Genomic DNA, 25,096 nt, shown 5'->3' with positions numbered 1-25,096 from the left:
CGACATGCGGATCCACGGAGCACAGGAACCGTCCCCACCGCCCCCGCCGCCCCCGAGAACAGCCCCCGAGAACCGCGCGCGGAGGCGCCGGCGCCCGTTCCCCGGACGCCGGCGCCTCCTCCTGATCAGGTCAGAGGTTCAGGAAATCGATGTCGGCCACCCCGATGGAGTTGCCCGGCGACGGGATGCTGAAGTTGTCGTAGTCGTCCTTCGGGCAGGACCGCGGCGCCTGCCAGCTCGACCTGCCGCCCTGCGGCAACAGGAACACGACGACCGCCTGGACGCACTTCCCGTCGGACTTCTTGTCCCTGGTCCAGCCCGATCCGGACTGGCCGCCCGAGCAGGCGGTGACGCTCCCCGCCCCCCAGGACTCGTTCAGGGTCTCGGTGAGGCAGCCGAGCGCCGCCGAGGCGGACACCGGGGTCACCGCCGGGGTCACCGCCGGGGTCACCGCCGAGGCGAGCGCCGGGGTGGCCGGCGAGGCGAGCAGCGTGAGCAGTGCGCCCGCGGCCGTGGCCCGGACACCCGCCTTCACCCATGCGTGCACGTGCATCTCCTTTCGTCGTGGGTGAGAACGCAGGTCAGAAGGGGGAGACGCGGAGGCGTCCGCCGCCGTCCCCCGGCCCGCACCCTCCGGTATAGGCCGTGGCAGGTTTGTCCGGCATGGTCCGCGCGGCAGGACAAACAACGCCGGACAATGTGGTCATGGGACGGCCTGAACGACCTTTGGATCCTCGGGACGGCCCGGTGCAGTCGCTGGCGTGGGAGTTGCGGCGATTACGGGAGCAGGCGGGCAGGCCCAGCTATCGCCGGCTGTCGCACCAGGCCCATTTCTCGGCCAGCACCCTGGCGGAGGCGGCCAGCGGGGAGCGGCTTCCCTCCCTGGCGGTGACGCTGGCGTACGCCACCGCCTGCGGCGGCGACCGGGCCGAGTGGGAGGCACGGTGGAGGGCCGCGGCGCGCGAGCCGGCCGCCCCCGAGGCGCCCGGCGATCCCGCCGGCGGCGAGATCTGCCCGTATCCGGGGCTGGTGGCGTTCCAGCCGGAGCAGGCGGAGCTGTTCTTCGGCCGCTCCCGCCTGGTCGGCGACGTGCTGGACAGGGTGGCGCGCCGGCCGGTGGTCGCGGTCTTCGGCGCCTCGGGCAGCGGCAAGTCCTCCCTCCTGCGGGCGGGAGTGGTGGGACGGATCACGCGGGAGCCGGAGCTGTCGGCGCGCTGGCGGGTGGTCCTGATGACGCCCACCGCCGACCCGCTGGAGGCCCTGGCGCGGCAGGTGGCCAAGCTGTCCGGCGCGGACGTCCCGCCGGGGCTCGGCGGCGGCGCCCCGCCCGCCCTGGACGTGGCCGTACGCAACGCGCTGGCCACCGGGCCCGGCGACGTGCGGGTCCTGCTGGTCGTCGACCAGTTCGAGGAGGTGTTCACGCTGTGCGCGCGGGAGGAGGAGCGATCCCGCTTCATCGGGGCGCTGGTCGACGCCGCGCACGGCCCGGGACGGCGGGCGAGGCTGGTGCTGGGCGTGCGCGCCGACTTCCTGCCGCATCTCACGCAGTACCCCGAGCTGGTCGAGGCCCTGTCGCACGACGGCCAGGTGCTGGTCGGCCCGATGTCGGAGGAGGAGCTGCGGGAGGTCGTCGTCATGCCCGCCGCGGGCGCCGGGCTGGGCGTGGACGCCGACCTCCTGGCCACGGTGCTGGCCGAGGCGGCGGCCGAGCCGGGCGCGTTGCCGCTGATCTCGCACGCGCTGCGGGAGACGTGGCGGCACCGTACGGGCTCGGCGCTGACCGTGGACGCCTACCGCGGCACCGGCGGCGTGCGCGGCGCGATCGCCCAGAGCGCCGAGAAGACCTACGACGCCTTCACCCCCGGCGAGCGGCAGGCGTGCCGGGCCGTGCTGCTGCGGCTGTGCGCGCTCGGCGAGGGCACGCAGGACACCCGCAGGCCCATCGCCCGCCGCGAGCTGGACGGCGTGGCCGACGCCCCGCTGACCGCCGCCGTGCTGCGCAGCCTGGTCGCCGCCCGGCTCGTGGTCGTGGACGGCGACACCGTGGAGCTCGCCCACGAGGCGCTGATCCGGGCCTGGCCCCGCCTGCACCGCTGGCTCACCGACGACCGGGCCGACCTCGTGGTCCACCGGCGGCTGACCGAGACCGCCCTGGTGTGGGAGTCGCTGGGACGCGACCAGGGCGCCCTGTACCGCGGAGCCCAGCTGGAGGCCGCCACGGCGTGGGCCGGCCGCCATCCCCAGGAGCCGAACCTGCTGGAGCGGGCGTTCCTGCGGGCCGGTCACGAGCTGCGCCAGGCCGAGGAGCGCACCACGCGCGGGCGGATCCGCCTGCTGCGCCGGCTGCTCGTGGCGATGGCGGTGCTCCTGGTCCTGGCGCTGCTCGGCGGCGTGACGGTCGTGCGGAGCGGCGTGGAGGCCCGCGAGCAGCAGGCCATCATCCTGGCCCGGCACCTGACGGGGGAGTCACGGCTGCTGTCCTCCACCGATCCCGACCTGGCCGCGCTGCTGGCGATCGCCGCCTTCCGCCTCCGGCCCGACGCCGAGAGCAGGGGCAGCCTGCTCAGCGCGGCCGCCGTACCGCGCAGGACCCAGCTCGACACCGGCCAGAGGGGCGCCTACGCGCTGGACTTCAGCCGGGACGGCACGCTGCTGGCCGCGGCGCAGGACGGCGGGGACGTCAGCCTGTGGTCGCCCCGGACGCGTACCCGGCTGGCCACGCTCGCCGGGCCCGGCCTGTACGCCTTCCGCGTGGCCTTCAGCGACGACGCGCTGCGGCTGGCCACCGCCGCCCTCACCTCCGGCGGCGGGCTGGTCACCGTCTGGGACGTGCCGTCCCGCCGCAAGCTGGCCGAGCGGGCCTTCGCCGCCGCGCCGCTCGCGATCGACCTGAGCCACGACGGCACCACGGTCGCGGTCGGCACCGCGACCGGGGAGATCGCGCTGTGGGACTGGGCGCACGGCACGTGGACCGCGCACCCGCGCCACGGGCGCGCCGAGCCGGTCCGTGCCCTGGCCTACAGCCCCGACGGGCGGCTGCTGGTGTCGGTGGGCCTGACCAGCGGCAGGCCGGTGGTGTGGGACGCGGCGACGGTCACCCCGCGGGCCGAGCTCGACGCCCAGGAGGTGCACGAGCTGGCGTTCGGCGTGACGGGCAGGACGCTGGCCACGACCTCCGACCGCAACGGCGTGCGGCTGTGGAACCTGGACCGGCCCGCCAGGCCCACGATGACCTGGCGCCTGCCCGGCCGGCCGACCTACGCCTGGAGCATCTCCGCCCCCGTACGGGGCAGGATCGCCGTGGCCGACGAGAACGGAGCCGTCACCGTCTGGGACATCGCCCGCCGCGAACCCCTGGCCAGTTACCAGGACAGGGGTCTCACCGAGACCGCGGCGATCGCGCTGTCGGAGGACGGCACCACCTTGGCCTCCGCCGGGTTCGGCAGGTACATCACCCTGCGCAGCCCGGTCCTGCCGCCGTTCGCCGGGCACACCTCGCCCGTGAACGACCTGGCGGCCGGCGGGCGGACGGTCGCCTCGGCCGGGGACGACCGCACCGTGCGGCTGTGGGATCCCGGCGGGCGGCGGGCGAGCGTCCTGCCCGCGCACGGCGACCAGGTGCTGGCCCTGGCGCTCAGCGGGAACGGCCGCCTGCTGGCCGCGCTGACCCGCGACCACACCGTCACCCTGTGGGACGCCACCACCCTGCGGCGGCGCGGCCCGGTGATCCGCTTCGCCGGCATGGGCGCCGCCACCGACGTGGCGCTGGACGCGACCGGCGACCGGGTCGCGGCCACGGCCGTGCGGCAGTTCGTGTGGGATCGAGGCGCCGAGGTCCGGCCCGCGGCCGGGTCGCTGCCCGACACGGTCTCGACGGTCGCCTTCGTCCCCGGCGGGCGGCTGCTGGTGTTCGGCTGCCCGAACGGCAGGCTCATCGTCCGCGACCTGGCCACGGGCAGGGACCACCAGGTGATCGAGACGGGGCAGGGCGCGGTGCAGGACGTGGCGATCAGCCCGGACGGCCGGCTCGCCGCCACGGCCGGGGCCGATCGCACCGTCAGGCTCTGGTCCCTGCCCGGGGGCGCGCCCGTCGCGACGCTGGGCGGGCACAGCAGGGGGCACAGCAGGCCGGTCTCCGCGGTCGGCTTCAGCCCGGACGGGCGCCGCCTGGCCGCCGCGAGCGAGGACCAGACCGTCCAGGTGTGGGACGTCGCGACCCGGAGGCGCACGGAGACCCTCTCAGGTCACCAGTCCGCGATCAGGTCGCTGGCGTTCCTCGCCGACGGCTCGCTGATCGCGGGCGCGGACGACGGCCGGATCATCCGCTGGACCTTCGACCCGGACGCGGCGGTGGCAGCGTTGTGCCGGGCGGTGGGGCGGGACCTGACGGAGCAGGAACGGCGGGCCTACGACGTGTCCGTGGCGCCCGACCCGGTGTGCTGAGCACGGCTTCCGTCGGACGTACCCGATGTCGTCGCGCTGGACGTCGATGACCGCATCGACAGAACGCGCGGCGCGTGGGGGACCCCACCTCCCGTGTCGCCGAGGCGTACCACCCTGCGATGTGGGCAGGCCAGAGGGAGGCCCGGGCGCGGGCACAGAAGTCGCTACCGGCCTGAATGCGGTACTCGAACGCATCGCCCGCGAATCAGTAATTATCCTGATCGCATGTTACAGCGCATCCCCCTGGTCAGGGCTTGATCCCCGCGATCGGCTACATCCGCGTCTCGATGATGTTGGAGGAGAAGATTTCTCCGGACATCCAGAGAGCCGCGATCAAGGAACTGGCCCGCCGCCGTGGCTATCAGATCATCGAGTGGGTGGAGGACCTCGACGTCTCGGGCAGGACCTTCCAGCGGCAGATCATGGAGGTCATCGCCGACATCGAAGAGGGCAAGGCCAAGGCGATCCTCGTCTGGAAGTACTCCAGGTTCGGACGCAACCGGACCGGCAACCAGCTCAACCTCGCCCGCGTCGAGAAGGCCGGCGGCGAACTGGTCTCCGCGACTGAAGAAGTCGATGCCAGTACAGCGGTCGGCAAGCTCACGCGCGGCATGCTGTTCGAGCTGGCCGCGTTCGAGTCGGACCGAGCCGGTGAGCAGTGGGGAGAGGCGTTCCAGAACCGCCTCGCCCGAGGACTCCCGCCGCTCGGCGCCGCCCAGTTCGGGTACATCAGGCGCGGCCGGAGCCGACACCCGCTCTACCACGACAGGACCCTTGCCGCGCCCGAGGACGGCCCCGAGCGTTACGAGCCTGATCACGCAACACGTGCTGGCCGAATGGGTGCCCGACATCGAGGCCGCAGCCGTTGATTGAGTCGATGACCGTTCGGCCTCGGGTTCGTACTCGCGAACGAACGCAGTAAGGACCTCCTGAACGGTCCCGTGGTCGCGTTCGGAGTCGCGGGCAATGCGTTCAAGTGCGTAGATGCCACCAATGCGGATGTGCAGGTTGTCGGAGTCGCTGAGCTGCTGGATGGCTTTGGTGTAGCGGTCGGTCACCTGGCCTTGCTCGGTCAGCTCCAACGTACGGTTCGAGGTCTGCTGGGTCAGCTCGACGGCCCGGCGGGCGGTTTCGGCGTTGCGCGCTGTGTAGTAGACGGCAGCCAGCGCAACCAATCCGGTGACGATGGCGAGCGCTCGGCCACGTACAGCGTCGGCCGCGGCCGCGAGATCCTTCTCCGGCAGCTTGGTTATGTCAACGTCGAGGTCGACGGCCCATCGGGCGCCGGGGCCCAGAACCCAGATGAGACCAGCGAGAAGTAACAGCGCAGTCACGAGCAGGAGCGTGCGCTGGGAGGGCGGGCGTCGACGCTTCTCCGTCATGCGCCGAGCGTAGAAGCAGGGCCTTGCTCTGCGGTTGCAATCGGCCCTCTTCATGGTCGTCTGCCGTGATCGCTGGCTCGTTGAATGCGGGCTGCTGTGTCGATGCCAGAGCAGCAGTGCGAAAACGCATCGGTTGACGAGCAAACAGGGTGAAGCCCAGAGGAGTGCTTCTTAACGACGCTCTGCCCCTCTTGAAAACGGCACAGAAGAAATGCAGCATAGGGATTTGGACCGATACAACGCGGAGGCTGATATGCCTGGTGGCGGTTCCGATCTGGAAGCTCTGAAGATGCGCGAGCGCCAGCTGCAGCAGGAAAAGTGGGACCGGGAACAGCGCGAGCACCAGGCGTGGGAGCGGGCTCAACGGCAGCGCCGCATCGAAGCTGATGACGCCGAGAGGAGAGCCCGCTACCCGGAGCTCTACTCCGCCCCTCACTCCCACGGGCCAGACTGGGTTTCGATTGCTTTCATGATCGGCGCCGCGGTGGTATCCGTGGTCGGACTCTGGTTGGTGTACAAGATCGGCCTATTCCTACGGTGGGAGGGCTGGGGCCTTCCCGTACCGCCCCAATTCCTCCTCCCTTGGGAGAGATGACCTTCGGGAGAGTCGGCAGCCAGTCCGGGAGGTGAGGTCGCTGTCGGCCTTTTCCTGGCGCGGTGGTTCCCAGGATGGCACGGCCCGCCACGTCGTGAAGCGCGGCGGGCCGTTATAGCGAAGCTAGTTGCCAGGGCACTGTGACGTTGTTTCGGCAGCGATGATCGTATTGGCGCTGAGGCCACCCGGCTCGCAGGCCGCGATTACTCCCACCCGTCTCTGGCATGTTACGAGCCCTCTTGCTCGTATCTATGCGTGGCCAGAATCGCGCGTGAGCGCCTCTGATCGCCCGCCCTGTGCCCGATGATCGCAAAGCGTTTGGGAGCGCTTGGGAGCGCTTAGAGATGCTCTGAGAGGCGCGTTTCCCAGTGTCAAGGGCGGTCTCAGATGGGTGCCTGGCGCCGCAGCTGAGACGTGGAAGCCGGAGCCTTAGCCGCTGGTGGATCCGGGGGAGGAGGCGTGGCGTCGGGCGGTGGGGGCGTGATAGCCGACGTGGCGATGACGGCGCCGGTGAACGAACAAACGGAACGCCCTCTGGTAACGGTTGGGGAACCGTGGCACCGCCCCGCATTCAGGAAGAGATCAAATAGGGACATGAGAGCGAGGCAGCCGCGACCACCGGCCCAGCAGGTCATTGCGGCGGCGGCCACAGCCAGGGCACGTCGCATGGCCAAAGCCGCAGACGTGTCTCCTCCGCCTGCACCACCCTGCTCGGGGCATTGGGCGCGGCCGTGGATACGCCCATTACTGTGGCTCATCCCCCCGCTGTTGGTGATCATCGGGGCCGCTGTAAAGGCGACCGACCAGAGCATCCCGGACTGGGGACGCTGGACCCTGGCCGGTACCGCCTTGGCCGCTGCCGCCGTCCTCGGTATCGCCGTACTCATCGGGCCGGCCGCACGCCGCCTGGCAGGCGAACGCCAGCCGCTCACCCAGGACGAGCGTCAGCAGATGACCGCCACAGAACGCGTGGAGGCCGTTAACGCCGCCCGCCAGACCCTGATCCAGGCCGCCACAGGGCTGGTCGTCATCGGCGGTGTCGTCTTCACTGCGCAGGGCTTGTGGTACACCGCGCAGTCCCTCAACACCTCCCAGCAGGCCCAGCGGACCGCCGAGCAGGGGCAGATCACCGACCGATATGTCAAGGCCGTGGAACAACTCGGCGCCACGAAAATGAACGTCCGTCTGGGCGGCATATACGCCCTGGAACGGATCGCGCAAGACTCCCCGCGCGACCATCAAACCGTTTACGACGTGCTGGCCGCGTTCGTTCGCGAGCGTGACCGGAAGTCCGTTGACGAAAAAGACCAATCGTCCTTTGACCCCGCCGCTGACGCGCAAGCCGCATTGACCATCATCGGCCGTCGCAACGGCACCCGAGATGTGAGTGCACTCGACCTATCCCGCAGCCCCATTTACGGCGCGGACCTGGAGCGCGCGAACCTACGCGGCGTGAACCTGTTCAACGCGAACCTGGACAGTGCGGACCTGAACGGCGCGGACCTGACCGGCGCGAACTTGACCGGCACGCAACTGGAGGGTGCGTTCCTGGTCGGTGCAAACCTGACTCACGCAATCCTGCACGGAAACCTTAAGGGCGCACACCTGGACGAAGCGAACCTAACCGAAGCGGACATGAGGACGGGCGGCTTGGCCGAAGCGTACCTGACCGGCGCGAATCTCACCGGCGCGAACCTGACCGGCGCGAACCTGACGGGCGCGAACCTGGTCGGCGCGAATCTGGTCGGCGCGAACCTGTCCGGTGCGTACCTGTACGGCGCAAACCTGAAGTCCGTACAGGGAATCACAGAAAGCGAAATCAGGAAAGTGGCCCGTGTTGATACCACCACGAAATTCTGATCGCATCTGCGCACCCAAGGTTTGATCAACATGTCAGCGATGCGGCGTCGTACTTGGATCTCCGGTCGGCGAGCCGGGTCCTTCATCGCACGAATCCGAGCAAAGGATCCGAGGCTCATCCCCTCTCTTGGCGCTGCGCTCGCTTGCTTCTACGCGTGGCCAGAATCGCGCGTGAGCGTCTCTGAGGGCGCGTCTCGGATAGGACCGATGCGTTCTCGGCTGGTGGGACGCATCGCGGGCTCGGTGAGGCCAGGCGGCTGAGGGCACCCCGGGATACACATGGCGAACGCGACCCCTGATGATCGTTGGGTGTCTACGCCAGTCGATCAAGAACAGGGGCCGCGTTCGCGTGCCATCATCCCCGATCAACGTGCTCGCCCGCCACTTGGAGCACGTCACCGTCGCCAACCCGCCGGGCGACCTGCCCGATCTGCTCACCCTCGCTGAGGTACTGGACACCGTCCCCGACCCGCGCAGCCGCCGAGGACGCCGCTACCAGCTCGGCCCGCTACTGGCGTTATCCCTGCTCGCCGTACTCAGCGGAGCGACATCCCTGGCACGGATCACCCGGTTCATCGCCGGCTATGACCCGGAGCTACGCCAACGAGCCGGTCTGCCCGGCACCGTGCGACTGGGCGCCAGCACCCTGGGACGCCTGCTCGCCCGCCTGGACGGCGACGCCTTCGACACCGCCACCTGCAACTAACCTGGCCATCCTCACCACCGATACGCCACCCACCAGCAGCCCGCCGCCAAGCCGGGCTCCGCTCACCGGCCTGGCCGTGGACGGCAAGACCCTGCGCGGCAGCCGCACCGCCGACGGCACCACGGTCCATCTGCTGGCCGCCACCCGGCATGACACCCAGACCGTCGTGGCCCAACGCCAGATCGACGCCAAGAGCAACGAAATCCCCGCCTTCACGCCCCTGCTGTCCGGGCTGGGCATGACCGGCGTGGTGATCACCGCGGACGCCCTGCACACCCAGCACGAGCACGCCCGGCACATCAACGCCGCCGGCGGCCACTACCTGTTCATCGTCAAGGGCAACCAGCCCATGGCCGAGGGCTGGCACGCGGACGACGCCGTCCTGATGGTCGAGATCACGCCGCAGGCCGTCGTCCGGAAGATCAGCCGCTACATCGCCGATCACGGCTACACGCTGGAGGAGATCGCCAACGCGTACGAGGGCGCGATCGGTGACACCGCGCACGAGATGGGCCTGCCGTGGGACGACTCCTGGCTGCAGGTGCCGTTCCTGCCCGAGCCGAAGGGCACCGACCCGCTCACCGGCATCCCAGTGTGTGAGCACAACGTCCAGGCCCGCACGTGTTTCGTGCAGGTCATCCGGCCCGGCCAGCCGCTGCCCGAGGACGCGGAGATCGGAACCGTCGGCCAGGGCAAGCCGGCCACGCTGCTGGCGGTGAAGACGCGGGCCGCCGCGATCGAGGGCCGGGCCGACCAGTACCAGATCGGCTACCTGCACAAGGACCAGTGCCGCACCGCGGACGACCCCGACAGCGTGAGCATGCGGTGAACGAGACCGTGCCCGTGCGCGCCGACACGGCGACCCTGTTCCTCCGCATGAGCCTGGCCTGCCCGTACAGCGGGTGCGGCGGCGACTCGATCGTGGAGATCACCAGCGGCGACGAGTACCCGGTCCACATCGCTGAGGAGCGCACCGTCGCAGCTTCCGGCGTCGTGGACGAGCAGGCCGAGCACGAGGGGTTCAAGTGCTCCGACTGTGACCGGCCGGTGTCGCTGCCGCCCGGCTGGACCTTCAAGCGGTCCTGACCACGCACGATCACCCACCCGGGGCGGCGGCCACCCACCGCCACCCCCCTTCCACCCCAACCAACCCAGAAGAGGGGCACGTTGACCATCATCATCAGGCACACCCACGAGGACGGCACCCTCGTGTACGGCACCCGCAAGGGCGACGGCGTGTTCGAGTCCGGCTACACCTGGCCCGACAAGGTGAAGTTCACCGACATCCGCGCCGTCGAGTGCCCGCACGGCGACGATGGCCCGGCACACTGGCCATAGTACGCAGCCGCTAATCCACAACGTCGAACTCGATGCTTTTACTGCCGCTGCTCCCATCATCTGTGGTGGCCTCGGCGGTAAGTATGTAATGGCCTGCTCTGCCGAGGTTCTCGTCAAACGAGAACATCGTAAAGCCGCGTGATATGCATGCGCCATTACGGCTCTTTTTGAGGACTTCCCCGTTGCGTTCCAACTTCCAGGCCACATAGCAGTTGTAGTCCAGCTGCCCCTGATCGCTGTATACATTGACGCCAGCGCCAGGCGCGGAGCCTCGCTTGTACTCATTAGGACCGACTTTGCCGCTTCCACCCATGGTGATGTTGACGATTAATGCTTTGCTTTGCGAAGATGGCGAAGGTGGTGGTGTCGATGCGACGGCTGGGTTGGTCGGACTGCCCGTAGTTGGGGCCAGACTGCGGTCGACGTCTGACGTGGATTTTGAGGGTAGCGAGGTCGATGCTGTGGGAGTCGAGGCCGGGTTCGCGATCGAGCTAATCGGTGGCTGTACCACTGTCGCCAATAAGGCGATCGCTCCGGTAATCCCTGCTAACCAACTAGTGCGTTCCAACCACATCCAGAGCGTCTTGTTTTTATTTGACTTTCGGGATATGAGATGGAATACAACTATCGCAAACATCGAGACGGAGACCAATATAATACCCAGGACGTTCGTGTAGGCATCATAATGCACCCCAAGATCACTTTCGCGAGATGCCGATTTTGATCTCTTTTTGTTTTAGAGGCTGCTGACAAAGGGCTCTGGTGTCGGACCCGGGTCAGGACAGGGGCGTGCTGTGGTCAGGATCGGACCATTGACCGGTGAACAGGAGCGGGCTCCCGGTAGCTGAGGTGGTGTCTAAGCAGCTCAGCGGCCAGGAGCCCGTGGTTGTCCGTCTACACGCCTGCGGCCGTGAACGCCAGCGACTGCGCCTCACCGGGATGCGCATGTCGAGACCGCAAACCGGCATACCCGTCGGATCTGACCGATGCCGAGTGCCGGGTGCTGGAAGGCGAGGCGCGGGGGGTGATGGCCGAGCTGGTCGCGGTCTCGGGCCGGTCGATGGTGCATGACCTGCGCGCGATGCTGGACGCGATCGGCTACGTGACCCGGTACGGGATCGAGTGGCGGGCCCTGCCGGTCGACTTCCCGCCGCATGAGGCGGTGTACGCGTTCTTCGCGCGCTGGTCGCGGCGTGGTCTGCCCGAACGGCCGGCCGGCAGGTTGCGCGGCCGGCTGCGTCCTGGCCGGGCGGGCGGAGCTGCCGACCGCCGGGTGCATCGACTCCCAGACGGTCCGGGCGGGCGAGACCGTCAGCGCGGCAGCCTGCGGGTACGACGCGGGCAAGAAACTGAAGGGGCAAAAGCGGCACGTCGTGGTCGACACCCTCGGCCTGCTGCTGTGCGTGATGGTCACCGCCGCGTCGGTGCAAGACCGCGACGCCGCCCATCCGGTCCTGGCGCTGCTGCGCGAGAAGTTCTCCACCATCGGCCTGGTCTGGGCCGATGGTGGAGACGCCGGACGGCTGGTCACCTGGGCCGGGCAGGTCCTCGGCCTGGCCGTCACGATCGTCAAGCGCAGTGACGGCCTGAGCGGCTTCGTGGTGCTGCCCCGCCGGTGGGTGGTGGAGCGGACGTTCGCCTGGCTGGTCCGCCACCGCCGCCTGGCCCGCGAACTGGCCGGCGTGCCACCCCCTGGCCGCTGGGGCGACCCGCCGCCGCTGCCGGTCCTGTCCAGCCCCGACCGGCGCGGCAAGGTGTTGCAACTGCTGGCCGCTCAGTCCTGGCGAGCCTGGAAGGGGAGCGAACTGGCCGCCATCCTCGGCATCGAGAACGTCAACAGCTTCCGCGTCCAGCTGTCTCAATGGTCCCATCAGGGCTCCATCAACAAGATCGGGCCAGCCCTCTACGGGCCCATGCCCGGCAGCACTTAAGCCTTTGTCAGCAGGCTCTCAGGCAACCAGATAGTGCAGTCAACGGAGCAGGCGTGGCACATGGCCTGGCTGTGGGTGGCAGCGCTGATCGTCGCAGGCCGCGACGAGGTGATGTGAAGCCCTGCCGCCACTGGATGGGCGCCGAGGAGCGCTACTGCGGCGCCACTCCTGCGAGACCGTACCTGCAGGGGTGGCGCTGCGCTGATCACACGCCGTCCGCGCTGGCCGGGCGGCCGGAGCCGGGCGGCGGGTACTGCGCCCCGCTGCGGTGCTACTGCCGGATGTGCCCGTCGTGGATGCCGGCCACGCGGTACCCGGTCAGCTCGGCCGAGACGTGGAAGGTGGACGCGCGGCATGTGGCGTCGGGGAAGAAGCGGGCGTCGCCGGGGACTCAGCGGGAGGCGAAGCGGATGGTGCAGGAACAGAAGGACCGTGAGCGGCGAGCCAGGGGGCAATAGCACGCAGCCGCCCCTGCAGGGAGGTTTCTGCAGGGGCGGCTTCAAGAAATCGAAAGTGCTTGCATCAAGCGACAGAGGTGGCTCTGTGGACTCGTGCTCGCTCACGCTGGGCGCGGATCGACGCCTCCAGCTCCGCCCGGGAGAGCCGTCCTGGCCGATGCGCAACCCGGGCCGCCTCGGCGGGGGAGAGGGCGTCACGTTCGGCGCGGGCGCGGGCGAGGAGGCGGCCCGCTGACGCAAGCGCTAGTGCTCGCTTGTTGTGCAAGGCGTTGAGCTGGTCGATGGGAGAGGTGGCCATGTGTTGATGATAGATCGCTGGCTCGGCATCCCAGGCGGGGTGTCGTGGTGACGAAGATCTGCCCTAATGTCATCGGTGTGGGGAGGACAGACGCGGGTGCCGAAGGCATCGTTACCGAATTGTGTGCAGTACTTGAACGTATCACCTATGCGAACGAGGAGACCGGCTACACCATCGCCCGCGTCGCCACCGAACGCACCGGCACCGACCTGCTCACCGTCGTCGGCCCCCTGCTGGGCGCGCAGGTCGGCGAGTCGCTGCGGCTGCACGGCCGCTGGACCTCCCACCCCCGCTACGGCCGCCAGTTCGAGGTGTGGTCCTACACCACCGTGCTGCCGGCCACCGTGCAGGGCATCCGCCGCTACCTCGGCTCCGGCCTCATCAAGGGCATCGGCCCCAAGATGGCCGAGCGCATCGTCGACCACTTCGGCACCGCCACCCTGGAGGTCATCGAGCAGCAGCCCGAACGCCTCGTCGAGGTCCCCGGCCTGGGCCCCAAGCGCACCAGGATGATCGCCGCCGCCTGGGAGGAACAGAAGATCATCAAAGAGGTGATGATCTTCCTGCAGGGCGTCGGCGTGTCCACCTCCATCGCCGTGCGCATCTTCAAGCAGTACGGCGAGGCGTCCATCACCGTCGTCAGGAACCAGCCCTACAAGCTGGCCGACGAGGTGTGGGGCATCGGCTTCAAGACCGCCGACACCATCGCCCAGGCCGTCGGCATCCCCCACGACAGCCCCGAACGCGTCAAGGCCGGCCTGCGCTACACCCTGTCGCAGGCCGCCGACGACGGCCACTGCTACCTGCCCGCCCCCAACCTGGTCGCCGACGCCGTCAAGATCCTCGACGTGCCCGCCGACCTGGTCACCGCCTGCCTGCAGGAGCTGGCCGCCGACGAGGGCGTCATCCGCGAGGACATCCCCGCCGGCGACAACCTCGTGCCGGCCGTCTACCTGCCGCCCTTCCACCGCGCCGAGCTGTCGCTGGCCGCCGGCCTGCTGTCGCTGCTGCGCGGCGGCCACGACCGGCTCAAGGCCTTCGCCGACGTCGACTGGCAGCGCGCCGAGCAGTGGCTGCACCGCCAGACCGGCGCCGAGCTGGCGGCCGAGCAGCGCCAGGCCGTCCGCCTGGCCCTGACCGAGAAGGTCGCCGTCCTGACCGGCGGCCCCGGCTGCGGCAAGAGCTTCACCGTGCGCTCCATCGTCACCCTGGCCCGCGCCAAGCGCGCCAAGGTCATCCTGGCCGCCCCCACCGGCCGCGCCGCCAAGCGCCTGGCCGAGCTGACCGGCCACGAGGCCACCACCGTCCACCGGCTGCTGCAACTGCGCCCCGGCGGCGAGGCCACCTTCGACCGCGACAACCCCCTCGACGCCGACCTCGTCGTCGTCGACGAGGCCTCCATGCTCGACCTGCTGCTGGCCAACAAGCTCGTCAAGGCCGTCGCCCCCGGCGCCCACCTGCTGTTCGTCGGCGACGTCGACCAGCTGCCCTCCGTCGGCGCCGGCGAGGTGCTCAAAGACCTCCTGGCCGCCGGCGACATCCCCCGCGTCCGGCTGACCCAGATCTTCCGCCAGGCGCAGGAGTCCGGGGTGGTGACCAACGCCCACCGCGTCAACACCGGCCGCCATCCCGTCCTGGAGGGCATGAAGGACTTCTTCCTGTTCCCCTGCGAGGAGCCGGAGGAGATCGCCGCGCTCACCGTCGACGTCGTGGCCCGCCGCATCCCCGCCCGCTTCCGCCTCGACCCGCGCCGCGACGTCCAGGTCCTGGCCCCCATGCACCGCGGCGCGGCCGGCGCCGGCGCCCTCAACATCGCCCTGCAGGAGGCCCTGACCCCGGCCCGCGAGGGCATGCCCGAACGCCGTTACGGCGGGCGTGTCTTCCGCGTCGGCGACAAGGTCACCCAGCTGCGCAACAACTACGACAAGGGCGCGGCCGGGGTGTTCAACGGCACCGTCGGCATCGTCACCGACCTGCGCCCCGACGAGCACAAGCTGACCGTCCTGACCGACGAGGACGAGCCGGTCGACTACGCCTTCGACGAGCTGGACGAGCTGGCCCACGCCTACGCCGTCTCCATCCACCGCTCCCAGGGCAGCGAGTACCCGGCCGTGGTGATACCCCTGGCCACCAGCGCCTGGATGATGCTGCAGCGCAACCTCCTCTACACCGCCATCACCCGCGCCAAGAAGCTCGTGGTGATCGTCGGCTCGCGGCGGGCGCTGGCCCAGGCCGTGCGCACCAAGGGCGCCGGTCGCCGGCACACCGGCCTGACCTATCGCCTCACCCCGCGTTGAGCTGCTCCTATCAGCCAACAGTGATCGAAATGTGACCGAACTCTCCCATATGTTTCCTCGTCTTACATGCAGGAGCATTAAGGTCTTTGGGGTGTGATTGACCGCCCCGGGGGAGAGGACAGACTTGAACGTTGCGCCCGTCTGGCGGAAACCGGCCGCCTCGCTGGCCCTGCTGGCCGCCGCGGCCCTGACCGCCTCCTGCTCCACGACCGACGGCTCCGCCGCCGGCGGCGGCCCCAGCGCACCCGAAACCACCGCCAGCGCCACCCCCGAAGCCCCCGTCGTCAAGATCACCCCCGCCGAGGGCAGCGCCAAGGTCAGCCCCGACAAGAAGGTCGTCGTGGCCGCCGCCGGCGCCCCCCTGGACGAGGTCACCGTCGAAGCCGGCGGCGAGCAGGTCGAAGGCCGCTACAACACCGACAGGACCCGCTGGACCTCCAAGACCCCCCTGAAGCCCTCCACCGGCTACACCGTCACCGCCAAGGCCGGCGCCACCACCTCCACCAGCGCCTTCACCACCGCCAAACCCCAACGGTCGCTGCAGATCGTCGACGTCACCCCCAACGCCAAGGGCGAGACCCTCGGCGTCGGCGCCCCCATCATCGTCACCTTCAACCAGCCCGTCACCAGCAAGGCCACCATCGAACGCGCCCTGCAGGTCGAAGCGGAAAAACCCGTCGAGGGCGCCTGGCGCTGGGTCGACGACACCAAGGTCATCTACCGCACCGCCAAGTACTGGCCCGCCCACCAGAAGGTCACCTTCACCGCCGACATCACCGGCATCAAGGCCGGCAAGGGCCTGTACGGCACCAAGGACTACACCGCCACCCTCAAGATCGGCGCCAAGCAGGTCAGCAAGGTCAACACCCGCACCCACATGATGTACGTCTACCGCGACGGCAAACGCGTGCAGACCATGCGCATCAGCGCCGGCATGGCCACCACCCGCGAGTACACCACCACCTCCGGCGTCCACCTCACCATGGAACGCGGTAACCCCGTACGCATGATCTCCCCGGGCCGCAAGAAGGGCGACCCCGGCTACTACGACGTCATGATCAACCACGCCGTCCGCATCTCCAACTCCGGCGAGTACGTCCACGCCAAGAACAACGTCTGGGCCCAGGGCCGCCAGAACGTCAGCCACGGCTGCGTCAACGCCCGCCCCGACCAGGCCCGCTGGTTCTACGACAACGTCCAGCGCGGCGACGTCGTCGACATCACCGGCACCAACCGCGAGCTGGAGTGGAACAACGGCTGGGGCTACTGGCAGATGCCCTTCTCCCAGTGGAAGAAGGGCAGCGCCCTGCACGGCAAGAAGTCCTGAACCCCCACCGGCGGGGGAGCGCCACCTCGCATCACCGCCGCCGGTGGACCAGCCGAGGGTGTATCCAGCCCTCCTGACATCCGGCAAGCCGCCGAGAACCCCCACCGGAGGCGACGTTCCGGCGGACGGTGCCGGAGGCCGGCAGGAACCGCACCCCGGCCTGCCGGGCCGAGCCGGAACGGTCCGCCACGAACGGCCGGCCCAGCGCCGAAAACCCCTGGTCGAGTCGCACCCGCGGCATTCGCTGCGCGCCTACCGGAAGAAACTCCTCTCCTGTCACGCGCTGATCGGCGGGACGGAGGTCCTCCCGGTACATGGCGGTCCTGTGGGCCGATCGTGATCTCGGATTCGACGCGGCCATGTTCTCCCACCACGTACGGCTGACACCGAATCCGCGACACGGCTGCCTCGGCTTCACCTATCTCGGCGGGGCATCCGTCCTTCCCCGGCACGGCACGGCGGCCCTGGACGCCTTGGGCCGTGTGCCGACCGATTTCGCCGTCTCCTTGCGGCTTCCGAGCGGCGGTGCGGCTCAGACGCCGCTGAGCGACGTCGACAAAGAGAAACCGCACTGCTGCGATAACTTCGCGAAAAGTCCTGCATATGTCCGGTTGATTGTCCTGGCCGATCCTGTCCCGGCGCACAAGACTCATGGTGGATTCAAAAGCCGGAAACCCTCATGGAGGCGTATGCGAATGAGAAGAATCGGTGCGATGCTCATGCTCACCACCGCACTGGCATTACCGGCGGTGGCCCCATCGGCGGCACAGGCGGAAACAGCCGGACGGCAGGACCTCAATGACTGCCCGGGCGGCTACATGTGCGTCTGGACGGGCCCGAATTTCGACGGGCTCATGTATCGCGTCCTGCGCGTCCAGCCGGGCGACTGCAAAGCCATCATTCCCGGCTACCGCTCGGCGTACAACCGCACCTCCTGGCCGCAGAAGCTGTCGGCCAGGAGCAACTGCACCGGCGGGATCGAGCTGGGCCCCGGCGAGAGCTACGCCCTCGGCAGCCCCACGAGATATTCGATCGGCGCCTGGCCGTGAAAGGCGCGGACATTCACCGACCAGGAGGCATGGGTGCCATGAAACCCATCATCCCGCCACGGCGCAAGACGCTCTTTCCCGTCCTGGGCCTGACGCTCACGCTGCTCACGGGAATGGCCACGACCGCGGGCCCCGCGCTGGCGCAGCGGTCCACCGCCTACACCTGCAGCGGCCAGGTGTGCATCCGCGTCATCCCCGAAGGCATGTCCGTCGCGATGGACGCTTACGGATGTAATTATAAGACCTGCGTCACTCTCACCGGAAACGCCACGAAATACACCATCAAAGGCAGCGGGCACGGATTCTTCGGCCACGTCCACATCTGGGGACCCGGCGTCAACCGCTACTCGGACATCGGCCCCGACCCCGTCGTGACGGCTCTCGGCCGGGGAGCCGGCAAGGCCTGCGCGGAGGGGTGGGATCTGGTGAACGCCCCGCTGGGCCCGTCCGTCGGGCTCGCCTGCAAAGACGTCCGGTGAAGGAAAGGACTCCCATGACCGCGAGAACGCTGACCGGGCTCAGAGTCCTGGCGCTGAGCCTGCCGATGCTGATCGGCGCGAGCCTGGGCGCGGCACCCGCCACGGCCGAACAGAGCGCACCGACCGAGATCTCCGGCTCCCCGCAGGCGGGCACGTCCCTGGCCCTGCAGGCCAGCTGCTCCAGCTATCCGCCCGGCCCGGGATACGTCTACGCCCGCGCGTTCGTCGGAACGGACTCCTGCGCCAGATGCCTGGCCGCGGGCTGGGACGGCGTGCACGGCGGGGCCTGGCGCAGTTTCACCTGCTGGACCACGGTCGCCGGCCCGGGCGAGTGGCGTACCCACGAGCTGTGGGTGAAGGGTTACTGACGCCGGCTCGGGACGAAGGGCTCGAACTCCCGCGTCGCGAGGGTCCGAGCCCTTCACCACAGCGGCACGGGCGTCTGCGGCCGGACCCAGGATGCGGCGCCCAGGATGCGGCACTCAGGATGCGGCGCCGCGCGGCCCCTCGCCCCGCAGCAGCGGATGCGTACGCATCGCCACCTCCAGCTCACCCGGCAACTCGTCACGGTAACGCCCCAGCGTCGACAGGTCACGGTGACCCAGCACCCGCCGCACCGCGTCCATGTCCACCGCGTCGGCCAGCAGATGCGTCGCCGTGGTGTGCCGCAACCCGTGCGGCGTCACCGACCGCCGACGATCGGGATCCACCCGCGCCTGCACCCGGTCGATCACCGCCTGCACGTCCCCCCGCGCCAGCCGCCGCCCCCGCCACGACAACAGCAACGCCTTGTCCTCACCACCCGCCGGCCGGCCCTCCTCCAGGTAGGCCTGCAACACCAGCGCCACGTCGTCCGGCAACGGCACGTCCCGCGTCCGCCCGCCCTTGCCGAAGATCCGCCAGTACCGCACCCCGTTGTTGGTGTAGAAATCCTCCACGTTCGCCCGCACCAGCTCCGACACCCGCGGACCCACCGTCGCCAGCAGCAACACGATCAGCCCGTCGCGCAACCCCGTCTGCTGGTCACGCCGCCGGCCCGGCCCCGGCACCTCCTGCGGCAACCGCCGCGCCGCCCCGATCAGCCCCTGTGCCTGCTCACGCGTCAGCGCCCGCCGATGCGGACGCAACCCGCCCCGCTCCTTGGCCGTCACCGTCGCGTGCAGCATCGGATTGACCTGCACCCACCCCACCAGCGCCGCGTGCTTGAACAACGCCGAGATCGACCGCCGGAAACGCGCCTGCGACGACGGAGACTGCCCCACTCCCGCCCCCGCCCCCGCGCCCGGACCGGGCGGCCCGCCGGCGGGGGAGGAGCGGCCCGCCGCCGAACGCCCGTCCGGCTTGCGCGCGAACGCCAGCAACACCGCGTCCACGTCCTCGCCCGTCAGGTCGTCCAGCACCCGATCGGCGCCCGCCAGCTCCACCAGCGTCGCCACGTCACGCGCGTACACCTCGGCCGTCGACGGCGACAACCCGCCCGTCACCGTCCGCGCCCGCACCAGCTCCACATAACGGTCCGCCGCCTGCGCCACCGTCAACCGCTCGAGCTCCGCCGGCCGCACCAGCCAACCCCCTCACGCCACCAGGACGACACGATCACCACGACCGTAACCCACCCCACCGACGAAAAACCCGCGGCCGACCCAACCCGAGCAACCGGGCCCGAGCAACCGGGCCCGAACGACCGGGCCCGGGCAAACCGCCGGAACGTCAGATGTCGCGGAACGTCTCGATCCGCGCCCCCAGCGCGTTCAACCGCTCCGCCAGATCCTCATACCCCCGGTTGATCACATACACATTGCGCAACACCGACGTCCCCTCCGCCGCCATCATCGCCAGCAGCACCACCACCGCCGGCCGCAACGCCGGCGGGCACATCATCTCCGCGCTGCGCCACCGCGTCGGCCCCTCCACCAGCACCCGATGCGGATCCAGCAGCTTCACCGACGCCCCCAGCCGCGTCAGCTCCGTCAGGTAGATCGCCCGGTTGTCGTAGACCCAGTCATGGATCAGCGTCGAGCCCTGCGCCGTCGCCGCGATCGCCGCGAAGAACGGCACATTGTCGATGTTCAGCCCAGGGAACGGCATCGGATGGATCTTGTCGATGGGGGAGACCAGCTTCGACGGCCGCACCGTCAGATCCACCAGCCGCGTACGCCCGTTGGCCGCCGCGTACTCCGGCCCCCGCTCGCACTCCAGCCCCATCTCCTCCAGCACCGCCAGCTCGATCTCCAGGAACTCCACCGGCACCCGGCAGATCGTCAGCTCCGAAGAGGTCACCACCGCAGCCGCCAGCAGGCTCATCGCCTCCACCGGATCCTCACTGGGGGAGTAGTCCACGTCCCGCTCGATGACCGGCACCCCGTGCACCGTCAACGTCGTCGTCCCCACCCCCTCCACCCGGACCCCGAGCTGCTCCAGGAAGAAGCACAGATCCTGCACCATGTAGTTGGAGGAGGCGTTGCGGATCACCGTCACCCCGTCGTGCCGCGCCGCCGCCAGCAGCGCGTTCTCCGTCACCGTGTCACCCCGCTCGGTCAGCACGATCGGCCGCGACGGCACCACCGACCGGTCCACCACCGCGTGATAGAACCCGCCCGTCGCCGTGATGTCCAGCCCGAAGTGCCGCAACGCCGTCATGTGCGGCTGCACCGTCCGCGTCCCCAGATCACAACCCCCCGCGTACGGGATACGGAACTGATCCGTACGATGCATCAGCGGACCCAGGAACATGATCACGCTACGCGTACGGCGCGCCGCCTCGGTGTCCATCGCCTCCAGCTCCAGCCGCGCCGGAGGCACGATCTCCAGATCGTTGCCCTCGTTGATCCACCGCGCCCGCACCCCGATCGAGGCCAGCACCTCCAGGATCCGGTACACCTCCTCGATCCGCGCCACCTTGCGCAGGATCGTCCGGCCCGAGTTCAGCAACGACGCGCACAACAACGCCACGCACGCGTTCTTCGACGTCTTGACATCGATACTGCCCGACAACCGCCGGCCGCCCACCACCCGCAGATGCATCGGCCCCGCGTACCCCAGCGACACGATCTCGCTGTCGAGCGCCTCACCGATCCGGGCGATCATCTCAAGACTGATGTTCTGGTTGCCCCGCTCGATCCGGTTGACCGCACTCTGACTCGTCGCCAGCGCATCCGCCAGCTGCAGCTGCGTCCAACCACGATGCTGACGAGCATCCCGAATCAACCGGCCGATCCGCACAAGATAGTCATCTGTCACAACAGCAGACCATATCTCACATATGAGATGCAGGCCGTCATCAACCCCACGACGCGCCGGACAACTCCCGATGCCGCGCCAACCGCCCCGGCGTCACCACCGCCGGCTCCTTCCGCACGAACGCCCGCCGCGCCCCCGCGAACCCACACCGGTCATCGAACATGTCCCGGCTCATCTCCGCCAGCTCCTCCACCCGATAAGCCTCCAACGGCTTACGCAGCTCATCAACCCGCCGCCCCCGCCGCCGAGCCTCCAGCAACCCCCCGTACGAAGCATCCACCGCCAACCGCTCAGCGTACTCCAGCACCCGCCGCTCGAACTCCACCCGCGAACCACCCACCACCCGATCCGCCAACCCCAGCTCCACCGCCTCAGCAGCCCCCACCGGCAACGCCTCCCGCGTCAACCGCGCCGCCACCTCAGCCCCCACCCGCCGCGGCAACGTATACGTCCACAACTCACTACCGAACAACCCCATCGTCCGATAATGCGGATTCAACACCACCGGCTCCCGCACGAACACCCGATCAGCCCCCAACCCCAACATCACCCCACCAGCACCCGCATTCCCCCCGATCGACACCACCACCAACTGCCGATCACACGCCACCACCTCCCGGCACACCTCATTCATCGCATTGATGTTCCGCCACGCCTCCATCTCCGGATACCGCGCCGCCTCGATCACATTCAGATGAATCCCGTTCGAGAAAACCTCACCACCCCGCACCACCAGCACCCGCGTATCCTGCGCCACCGCATACCGCAACGCCGCAGCCAACCGCCGGCACTGATCCGTCGACATCGCCCCGTTGTAGAAATCAAAACTCACCACCCCCACCCCCTCACTACGGTCATACGTGATCTCGCTGTACCCCGCCCGCTCCGGCACTCCCGCCACCAGCTCACCCAACGCCACCACCGCCGGCAACTTCACCGACCCCTCACCCTCCACCCGCACATGACCCACCCACACCGTCCCCCCATCACCCGCATGCACCAGCACCGCCCCCTCACACCGGCCCGCCACCTCACCCGGCATCCCCGCCAGCTCCGGCCCCCGATACACGTCGAACACCCGCACCGGCACCCCGCACAACACCCCACGCCCACCCGGCGCCCCGTCAGCCGCCCGCACCCGGCGCACGATCGCCTCCACCGGCTCCTCCCACGAGAACTCCCGATCGGCATGACGCATCGCCCGCCGCAACCGCCCCGGCACCCCCGCAGCACCCTCCTCCACCACCACCGGCCGAAAACCCGGATCCGCCGCCTTCGCCACCACCTCCAGCGCCAGTTCCACCGCCGCATCAGCCACCGGCCCGTTGTACAACGCCGACTTACGCGGCGCCTCCGCCGGCACCGCGAACATCCGATACCCCCACACCGGACCCGCGTCCATCTCCTCCACCGCCTGCAACGCCGTCACCCCCCACTCCGGCTCCGCCTCCGCGATCGCCCAATCCAGCGACGACGGCCCCCGGTCCCCAGGCGGCCCCGGGTGGATGATCACCGTACGCACCCCCTGCCACACCCGCGCCGGCACCCGCTCCTTCAGGAACGGGCAGATCACCAGATCCGGCTTGGCCAGCTCCACCGCCTCCGCCATCACCTCCGGCGACAACGCCAGCTCCACACTCACCTCATGACCGGCCCGGCGCAGCTCCAGCCACACCCGCTGGGTCAGACCGTTGAAGGACGAGCACAGCAGCAGAACACGCACGACGAACACTTCTTTCGCATCAGCACCAGCAGGGCAGGGGAGAGCCCACCGGGACGCCCCAGACGTTTACGGCAGTCCCATAAGGCCCATACGTGCATCCGATCCTGACACGAAAACACCACTGACGCTGACAAACCCAGCAAAAAACACCCCTCGCAGCACCCTACGGCCACGACGCCGGGGGAGAGGGGAGCACCTTCCGGCTCCGCGCCCAGCCGGCCGGGAACACGCGACGAGCGCCACGCACGCCGGACGTCCTCACGCCGGAAGGGCACGATCCCGAGGGCGCACACGCCTGCGGGCGCGAGGACCAGAGACGACCCGCACTCGGCGACGCGATCATGGTCAAGCGCGGACCGCGAGCACAAGCCGCAAGGCACGCCAATCTGGTCTTTCCGCCATAAAATACGCCATACCAGACAGAACCCACATTCTGTCCGGTATGACATCATTCGAGGGCATTACCCATTGTCACCGGGGAGAGGCCCCGCCAAACACCTCCGGCGGCGGTGGCGGGCCCCAGCAGCGACAGGGTGACGACATGGCGGCAACAGGGTGACGCAGGATCCGGACTCGTCATTCGTCATTCGTCGTTCGTCAGAGGCGGTTGACGAAGCGTGCGGCCGCGCGCTGGCTCATGCCGGTCTCGCCGCGTACCAGGAAGACGGCTTCGCGGATCTGGCCGAGGGCTTTGAGCTCGCGGGCCTGGTCGACGAGGTCGGCGCTGGGGTTGAGCCGGTTGCGTGGCGCCTGGGTGAGGCGTACGGCGAGGATGATGAGCCAGATGGCGGCGGCGGTGATGACGGCCGTGAGCGCGATGAGGCCCGGGGTCGTGATCTCCAGGGGGTACATGGGGTGCGTCTTCCCGCTGGGCGCGGGTTTATTCGGGACGGGTGGTGCGGGATGTGTGTTTGCTCGATAATGAACATTATGTCAAGTAGAGCGGATCCGGGCGGGCACGGCCCGTTCCCCTCCGCCCGGGCGACGGGTGTGGCGGGCGGTGCTGGTGTGAAAATTTTCACGCCGGGCGGCACCCGGCAGCCGCTTCCCGGCCGACGGCGCGGGGCGCGGATCGGGGCGGTGAGCGGGTGTTTCGCCGTGAGCGGAGTGGGGCGTCCGGTCCCCTTGCGGGGCGCGGTGCGGCGCTGACGGTGGTGTTGACGTTGTGTTGATTGTCTGTCCTTGAGCGGGATGGTGGCTTTAAGGTGGAGCTCCTGCTATTCGCGCCGCGAGAGGAGCAGCACGTGGGGAGCCAATCGGTTTTATGCCCGGTGTGTCAGGGCGTTCTGCCCGCTTCCGACAGGGAGGCGTACACGCCGCTGCGGGGGCGGCTGATCGTGACGAACGGGTACTGCGGGGGTGGGTGCGCCGAGCGGCGTGCTGAGGCGTCGGAGCAGACGCGGCAGATGGCCCGTCCGGAGCCGGTGGCCGAGGCGGCCCCGGTACTGCCGCCCGTGCTGCCGCCCGCGATGCCGGGGGTGCCGGCGGTGGCTGGTGGGCGTCCGGGTGGGACGTCGTTGCGGGTGGTTCGTTAGGGCTTGTCTCCGGGGTGGGTGCTCCCCCGGGATGTGTCACTGGTGGCCGTCGGTGGTGTGCCAGTAGTCGTGGGTCTCCCGGGCGAGCCCGTCGGGGCCGAAGCGGGCGAAGACGCAGCCCGCCAGGGTGACGGGGCGGCCGTTGTCGAGGGCGTGGACGCGGAATTCGATGGCGGCCTGCTCGCCGTCGACGATGGGGGTGGCGAAGGTGACGTGGGGGTCGCTCTCGCCGCTGAAGGACCAGGCGATGTAGTCGGCGATGGCTTGCCTGCCGTGGTGCGGCGGGCGGAACGGCATGCTGGTGTGCACGGCGTCGTCGTGGTAGAGGGCGGTGATGGCGGCGACGTCGTGGTGGGTCCAGGCGTGCTGCCAGGTGTCGGCGAAGCGCTGGGCTGCGGTGCGGGTGTCCATGAGGTCTGGGTGGGCTCCGGGGGC

General features: G+C 69.4%; 23 protein-coding genes and 1 pseudogene. 17 read left to right on the top strand and 7 right to left on the bottom strand.

Annotated features, from left to right (window positions below; translation table 11 throughout):
- Nucleotides 1–130 precede the first annotated feature (130 nt).
- Entirely contained in the window at nt 131–547 is a 417-nt protein-coding gene (locus AB0H75_RS19900; protein WP_367798042.1) for a hypothetical protein, read from the bottom strand.
- Nucleotides 548–705: 158 nt separating this feature from the next.
- Here AB0H75_RS19900 and AB0H75_RS19895 point away from each other — a divergent pair, with 158 nt between their 5' ends.
- From AB0H75_RS19895 to AB0H75_RS19855, 9 genes are all read left to right on the top strand, one after another.
- Nucleotides 706–4,443, top strand: coding sequence for a WD40 repeat domain-containing protein (locus AB0H75_RS19895; RefSeq protein WP_367798040.1), 3,738 nt, complete (start codon nt 706–708; stop codon nt 4,441–4,443).
- A gap of 254 nt (nt 4,444–4,697) precedes the next feature.
- Nucleotides 4,698–5,312, top strand: coding sequence for a recombinase family protein (locus tag AB0H75_RS19890; RefSeq protein ID WP_367798038.1), 615 nt, complete (start codon nt 4,698–4,700; stop codon nt 5,310–5,312).
- A gap of 72 nt (nt 5,313–5,384) precedes the next feature.
- Nucleotides 5,385–5,765: a hypothetical protein gene (locus AB0H75_RS19885; RefSeq protein ID WP_367798036.1), complete on the top strand. Its 381-nt coding sequence runs from the start codon at nt 5,385–5,387 to the stop codon at nt 5,763–5,765.
- Between the two features lie 286 nt (nt 5,766–6,051).
- Entirely contained in the window at nt 6,052–6,420 is a 369-nt protein-coding gene (locus AB0H75_RS19880; protein ID WP_367798034.1) for a hypothetical protein, read from the top strand.
- 771 nt (nt 6,421–7,191) lie between these two features.
- Nucleotides 7,192–8,280: a pentapeptide repeat-containing protein gene (locus AB0H75_RS19875; protein WP_367798200.1), complete on the top strand. Its 1,089-nt coding sequence runs from the start codon at nt 7,192–7,194 to the stop codon at nt 8,278–8,280.
- Between the two features lie 349 nt (nt 8,281–8,629).
- A complete protein-coding gene (locus tag AB0H75_RS19870; RefSeq protein ID WP_367798032.1) occupies nt 8,630–8,986 on the top strand; it encodes a transposase family protein in 357 nt (118 codons plus the stop codon).
- A gap of 1 nt (nt 8,987) precedes the next feature.
- The gene (locus AB0H75_RS19865; RefSeq protein ID WP_367798198.1) at nt 8,988–9,815 is read left to right on the top strand and encodes an ISAs1 family transposase; all 828 of its coding nucleotides are present in this window, start codon (nt 8,988–8,990) and stop codon (nt 9,813–9,815) included.
- Entirely contained in the window at nt 9,812–10,072 is a 261-nt protein-coding gene (locus AB0H75_RS19860; RefSeq protein WP_367798030.1) for a hypothetical protein, read from the top strand. Before AB0H75_RS19865 ends, AB0H75_RS19860 begins: the two co-directional genes overlap by 4 nt.
- An 81-nt stretch (nt 10,073–10,153) precedes the next feature.
- Nucleotides 10,154–10,324, top strand: coding sequence for a hypothetical protein (locus AB0H75_RS19855; RefSeq protein WP_367798028.1), 171 nt, complete (start codon nt 10,154–10,156; stop codon nt 10,322–10,324).
- A 10-nt stretch (nt 10,325–10,334) separates the two neighbouring features.
- On the opposite strand, the gene AB0H75_RS19850 is transcribed toward AB0H75_RS19855, so the two are convergent.
- Entirely contained in the window at nt 10,335–11,015 is a 681-nt protein-coding gene (locus AB0H75_RS19850; protein WP_367798026.1) for a hypothetical protein, read from the bottom strand.
- A 336-nt stretch (nt 11,016–11,351) separates the two neighbouring features.
- On the opposite strand from AB0H75_RS19850, the pseudogene AB0H75_RS19845 reads away from it, so the two are divergent.
- The 8 genes and pseudogenes from AB0H75_RS19845 to AB0H75_RS19810 all read left to right on the top strand — a co-directional run.
- Nucleotides 11,352–11,471 (top strand): annotated as a pseudogene (locus AB0H75_RS19845) (hypothetical protein); the annotation flags it as partial.
- Nucleotides 11,472–11,517: 46 nt separating this feature from the next.
- Nucleotides 11,518–12,255, top strand: coding sequence for a transposase (locus AB0H75_RS19840; protein ID WP_367798024.1), 738 nt, complete (start codon nt 11,518–11,520; stop codon nt 12,253–12,255).
- A gap of 543 nt (nt 12,256–12,798) precedes the next feature.
- Nucleotides 12,799–12,948 (top strand): hypothetical protein, encoded by a 150-nt coding sequence (locus AB0H75_RS19835; protein WP_367798023.1) that lies wholly within the window; start codon nt 12,799–12,801, stop codon nt 12,946–12,948.
- A 182-nt stretch (nt 12,949–13,130) separates the two neighbouring features.
- Entirely contained in the window at nt 13,131–15,308 is a 2,178-nt protein-coding gene (locus tag AB0H75_RS19830; protein ID WP_367798022.1) for an ATP-dependent RecD-like DNA helicase, read from the top strand.
- A 124-nt stretch (nt 15,309–15,432) separates the two neighbouring features.
- Complete coding sequence (locus AB0H75_RS19825) at nt 15,433–16,635, top strand: Ig-like domain-containing protein (RefSeq protein ID WP_367798021.1); 1,203 nt, start codon at nt 15,433–15,435, stop codon at nt 16,633–16,635.
- A gap of 314 nt (nt 16,636–16,949) precedes the next feature.
- A complete protein-coding gene (locus AB0H75_RS19820; RefSeq protein WP_367798020.1) occupies nt 16,950–17,684 on the top strand; it encodes a peptidase inhibitor family I36 protein in 735 nt (244 codons plus the stop codon).
- Nucleotides 17,685–17,722: 38 nt separating this feature from the next.
- Nucleotides 17,723–18,163: a hypothetical protein gene (locus AB0H75_RS19815; protein ID WP_367798019.1), complete on the top strand. Its 441-nt coding sequence runs from the start codon at nt 17,723–17,725 to the stop codon at nt 18,161–18,163.
- 14 nt (nt 18,164–18,177) lie between these two features.
- Nucleotides 18,178–18,531, top strand: coding sequence for a hypothetical protein (locus AB0H75_RS19810; RefSeq protein WP_367798018.1), 354 nt, complete (start codon nt 18,178–18,180; stop codon nt 18,529–18,531).
- 114 nt (nt 18,532–18,645) lie between these two features.
- Here AB0H75_RS19810 and AB0H75_RS19805 read toward each other — a convergent pair whose 3' ends face one another.
- The 5 genes from AB0H75_RS19805 to AB0H75_RS19785 all read right to left on the bottom strand — a co-directional run bounded on the left by AB0H75_RS19805 (nt 18,646) and on the right by AB0H75_RS19785 (nt 25,072).
- On the bottom strand, nt 18,646–19,725 hold the full coding sequence (locus tag AB0H75_RS19805; RefSeq protein ID WP_367798017.1) for a tyrosine-type recombinase/integrase: 1,080 nt from the start codon (nt 19,723–19,725) through the stop codon (nt 18,646–18,648).
- A gap of 148 nt (nt 19,726–19,873) precedes the next feature.
- Nucleotides 19,874–21,403: a helix-turn-helix domain-containing protein gene (locus AB0H75_RS19800; RefSeq protein WP_367798016.1), complete on the bottom strand. Its 1,530-nt coding sequence runs from the start codon at nt 21,401–21,403 to the stop codon at nt 19,874–19,876.
- A gap of 40 nt (nt 21,404–21,443) precedes the next feature.
- Nucleotides 21,444–23,126 (bottom strand): enoyl-CoA hydratase-related protein, encoded by a 1,683-nt coding sequence (locus AB0H75_RS19795; protein WP_367798015.1) that lies wholly within the window; start codon nt 23,124–23,126, stop codon nt 21,444–21,446.
- A 597-nt stretch (nt 23,127–23,723) separates the two neighbouring features.
- The gene (locus tag AB0H75_RS19790) at nt 23,724–23,978 is read right to left on the bottom strand and encodes a hypothetical protein (protein WP_367798014.1); all 255 of its coding nucleotides are present in this window, start codon (nt 23,976–23,978) and stop codon (nt 23,724–23,726) included.
- A 719-nt stretch (nt 23,979–24,697) separates the two neighbouring features.
- Nucleotides 24,698–25,072 (bottom strand): nuclear transport factor 2 family protein, encoded by a 375-nt coding sequence (locus AB0H75_RS19785; RefSeq protein WP_367798013.1) that lies wholly within the window; start codon nt 25,070–25,072, stop codon nt 24,698–24,700.
- Nucleotides 25,073–25,096: the final 24 nt, after the last annotated feature.

Origin of the sequence: Nonomuraea sp. NPDC050783 (genome assembly GCF_040802095.1) — a bacterium.
Classification (GTDB): domain Bacteria; phylum Actinomycetota; class Actinomycetes; order Streptosporangiales; family Streptosporangiaceae; genus Nonomuraea.
This window is presented reverse-complemented; position numbering and strand designations above follow the sequence as displayed.

Bases quoted from the DNA above. Each gene is read 5' to 3' on its own strand.
- AB0H75_RS19895 (WP_367798040.1), top strand. From the start codon at position 706: ATGGGACGGCCTGAACGACCTTTGGATCCTCGGGACGGCCCGGTGCAG.
- AB0H75_RS19820 (WP_367798020.1), top strand. From the start codon at position 16,950: ATGGCGGTCCTGTGGGCCGATCGTGATCTCGGATTCGACGCGGCCATG.
- AB0H75_RS19815 (WP_367798019.1), top strand. From the start codon at position 17,723: ATGAAACCCATCATCCCGCCACGGCGCAAGACGCTCTTTCCCGTCCTG.
- AB0H75_RS19810 (WP_367798018.1), top strand. From the start codon at position 18,178: ATGACCGCGAGAACGCTGACCGGGCTCAGAGTCCTGGCGCTGAGCCTG.
- AB0H75_RS19790 (WP_367798014.1), bottom strand. From the start codon at position 23,978: ATGTACCCCCTGGAGATCACGACCCCGGGCCTCATCGCGCTCACGGCC.
- AB0H75_RS19785 (WP_367798013.1), bottom strand. From the start codon at position 25,072: ATGGACACCCGCACCGCAGCCCAGCGCTTCGCCGACACCTGGCAGCAC.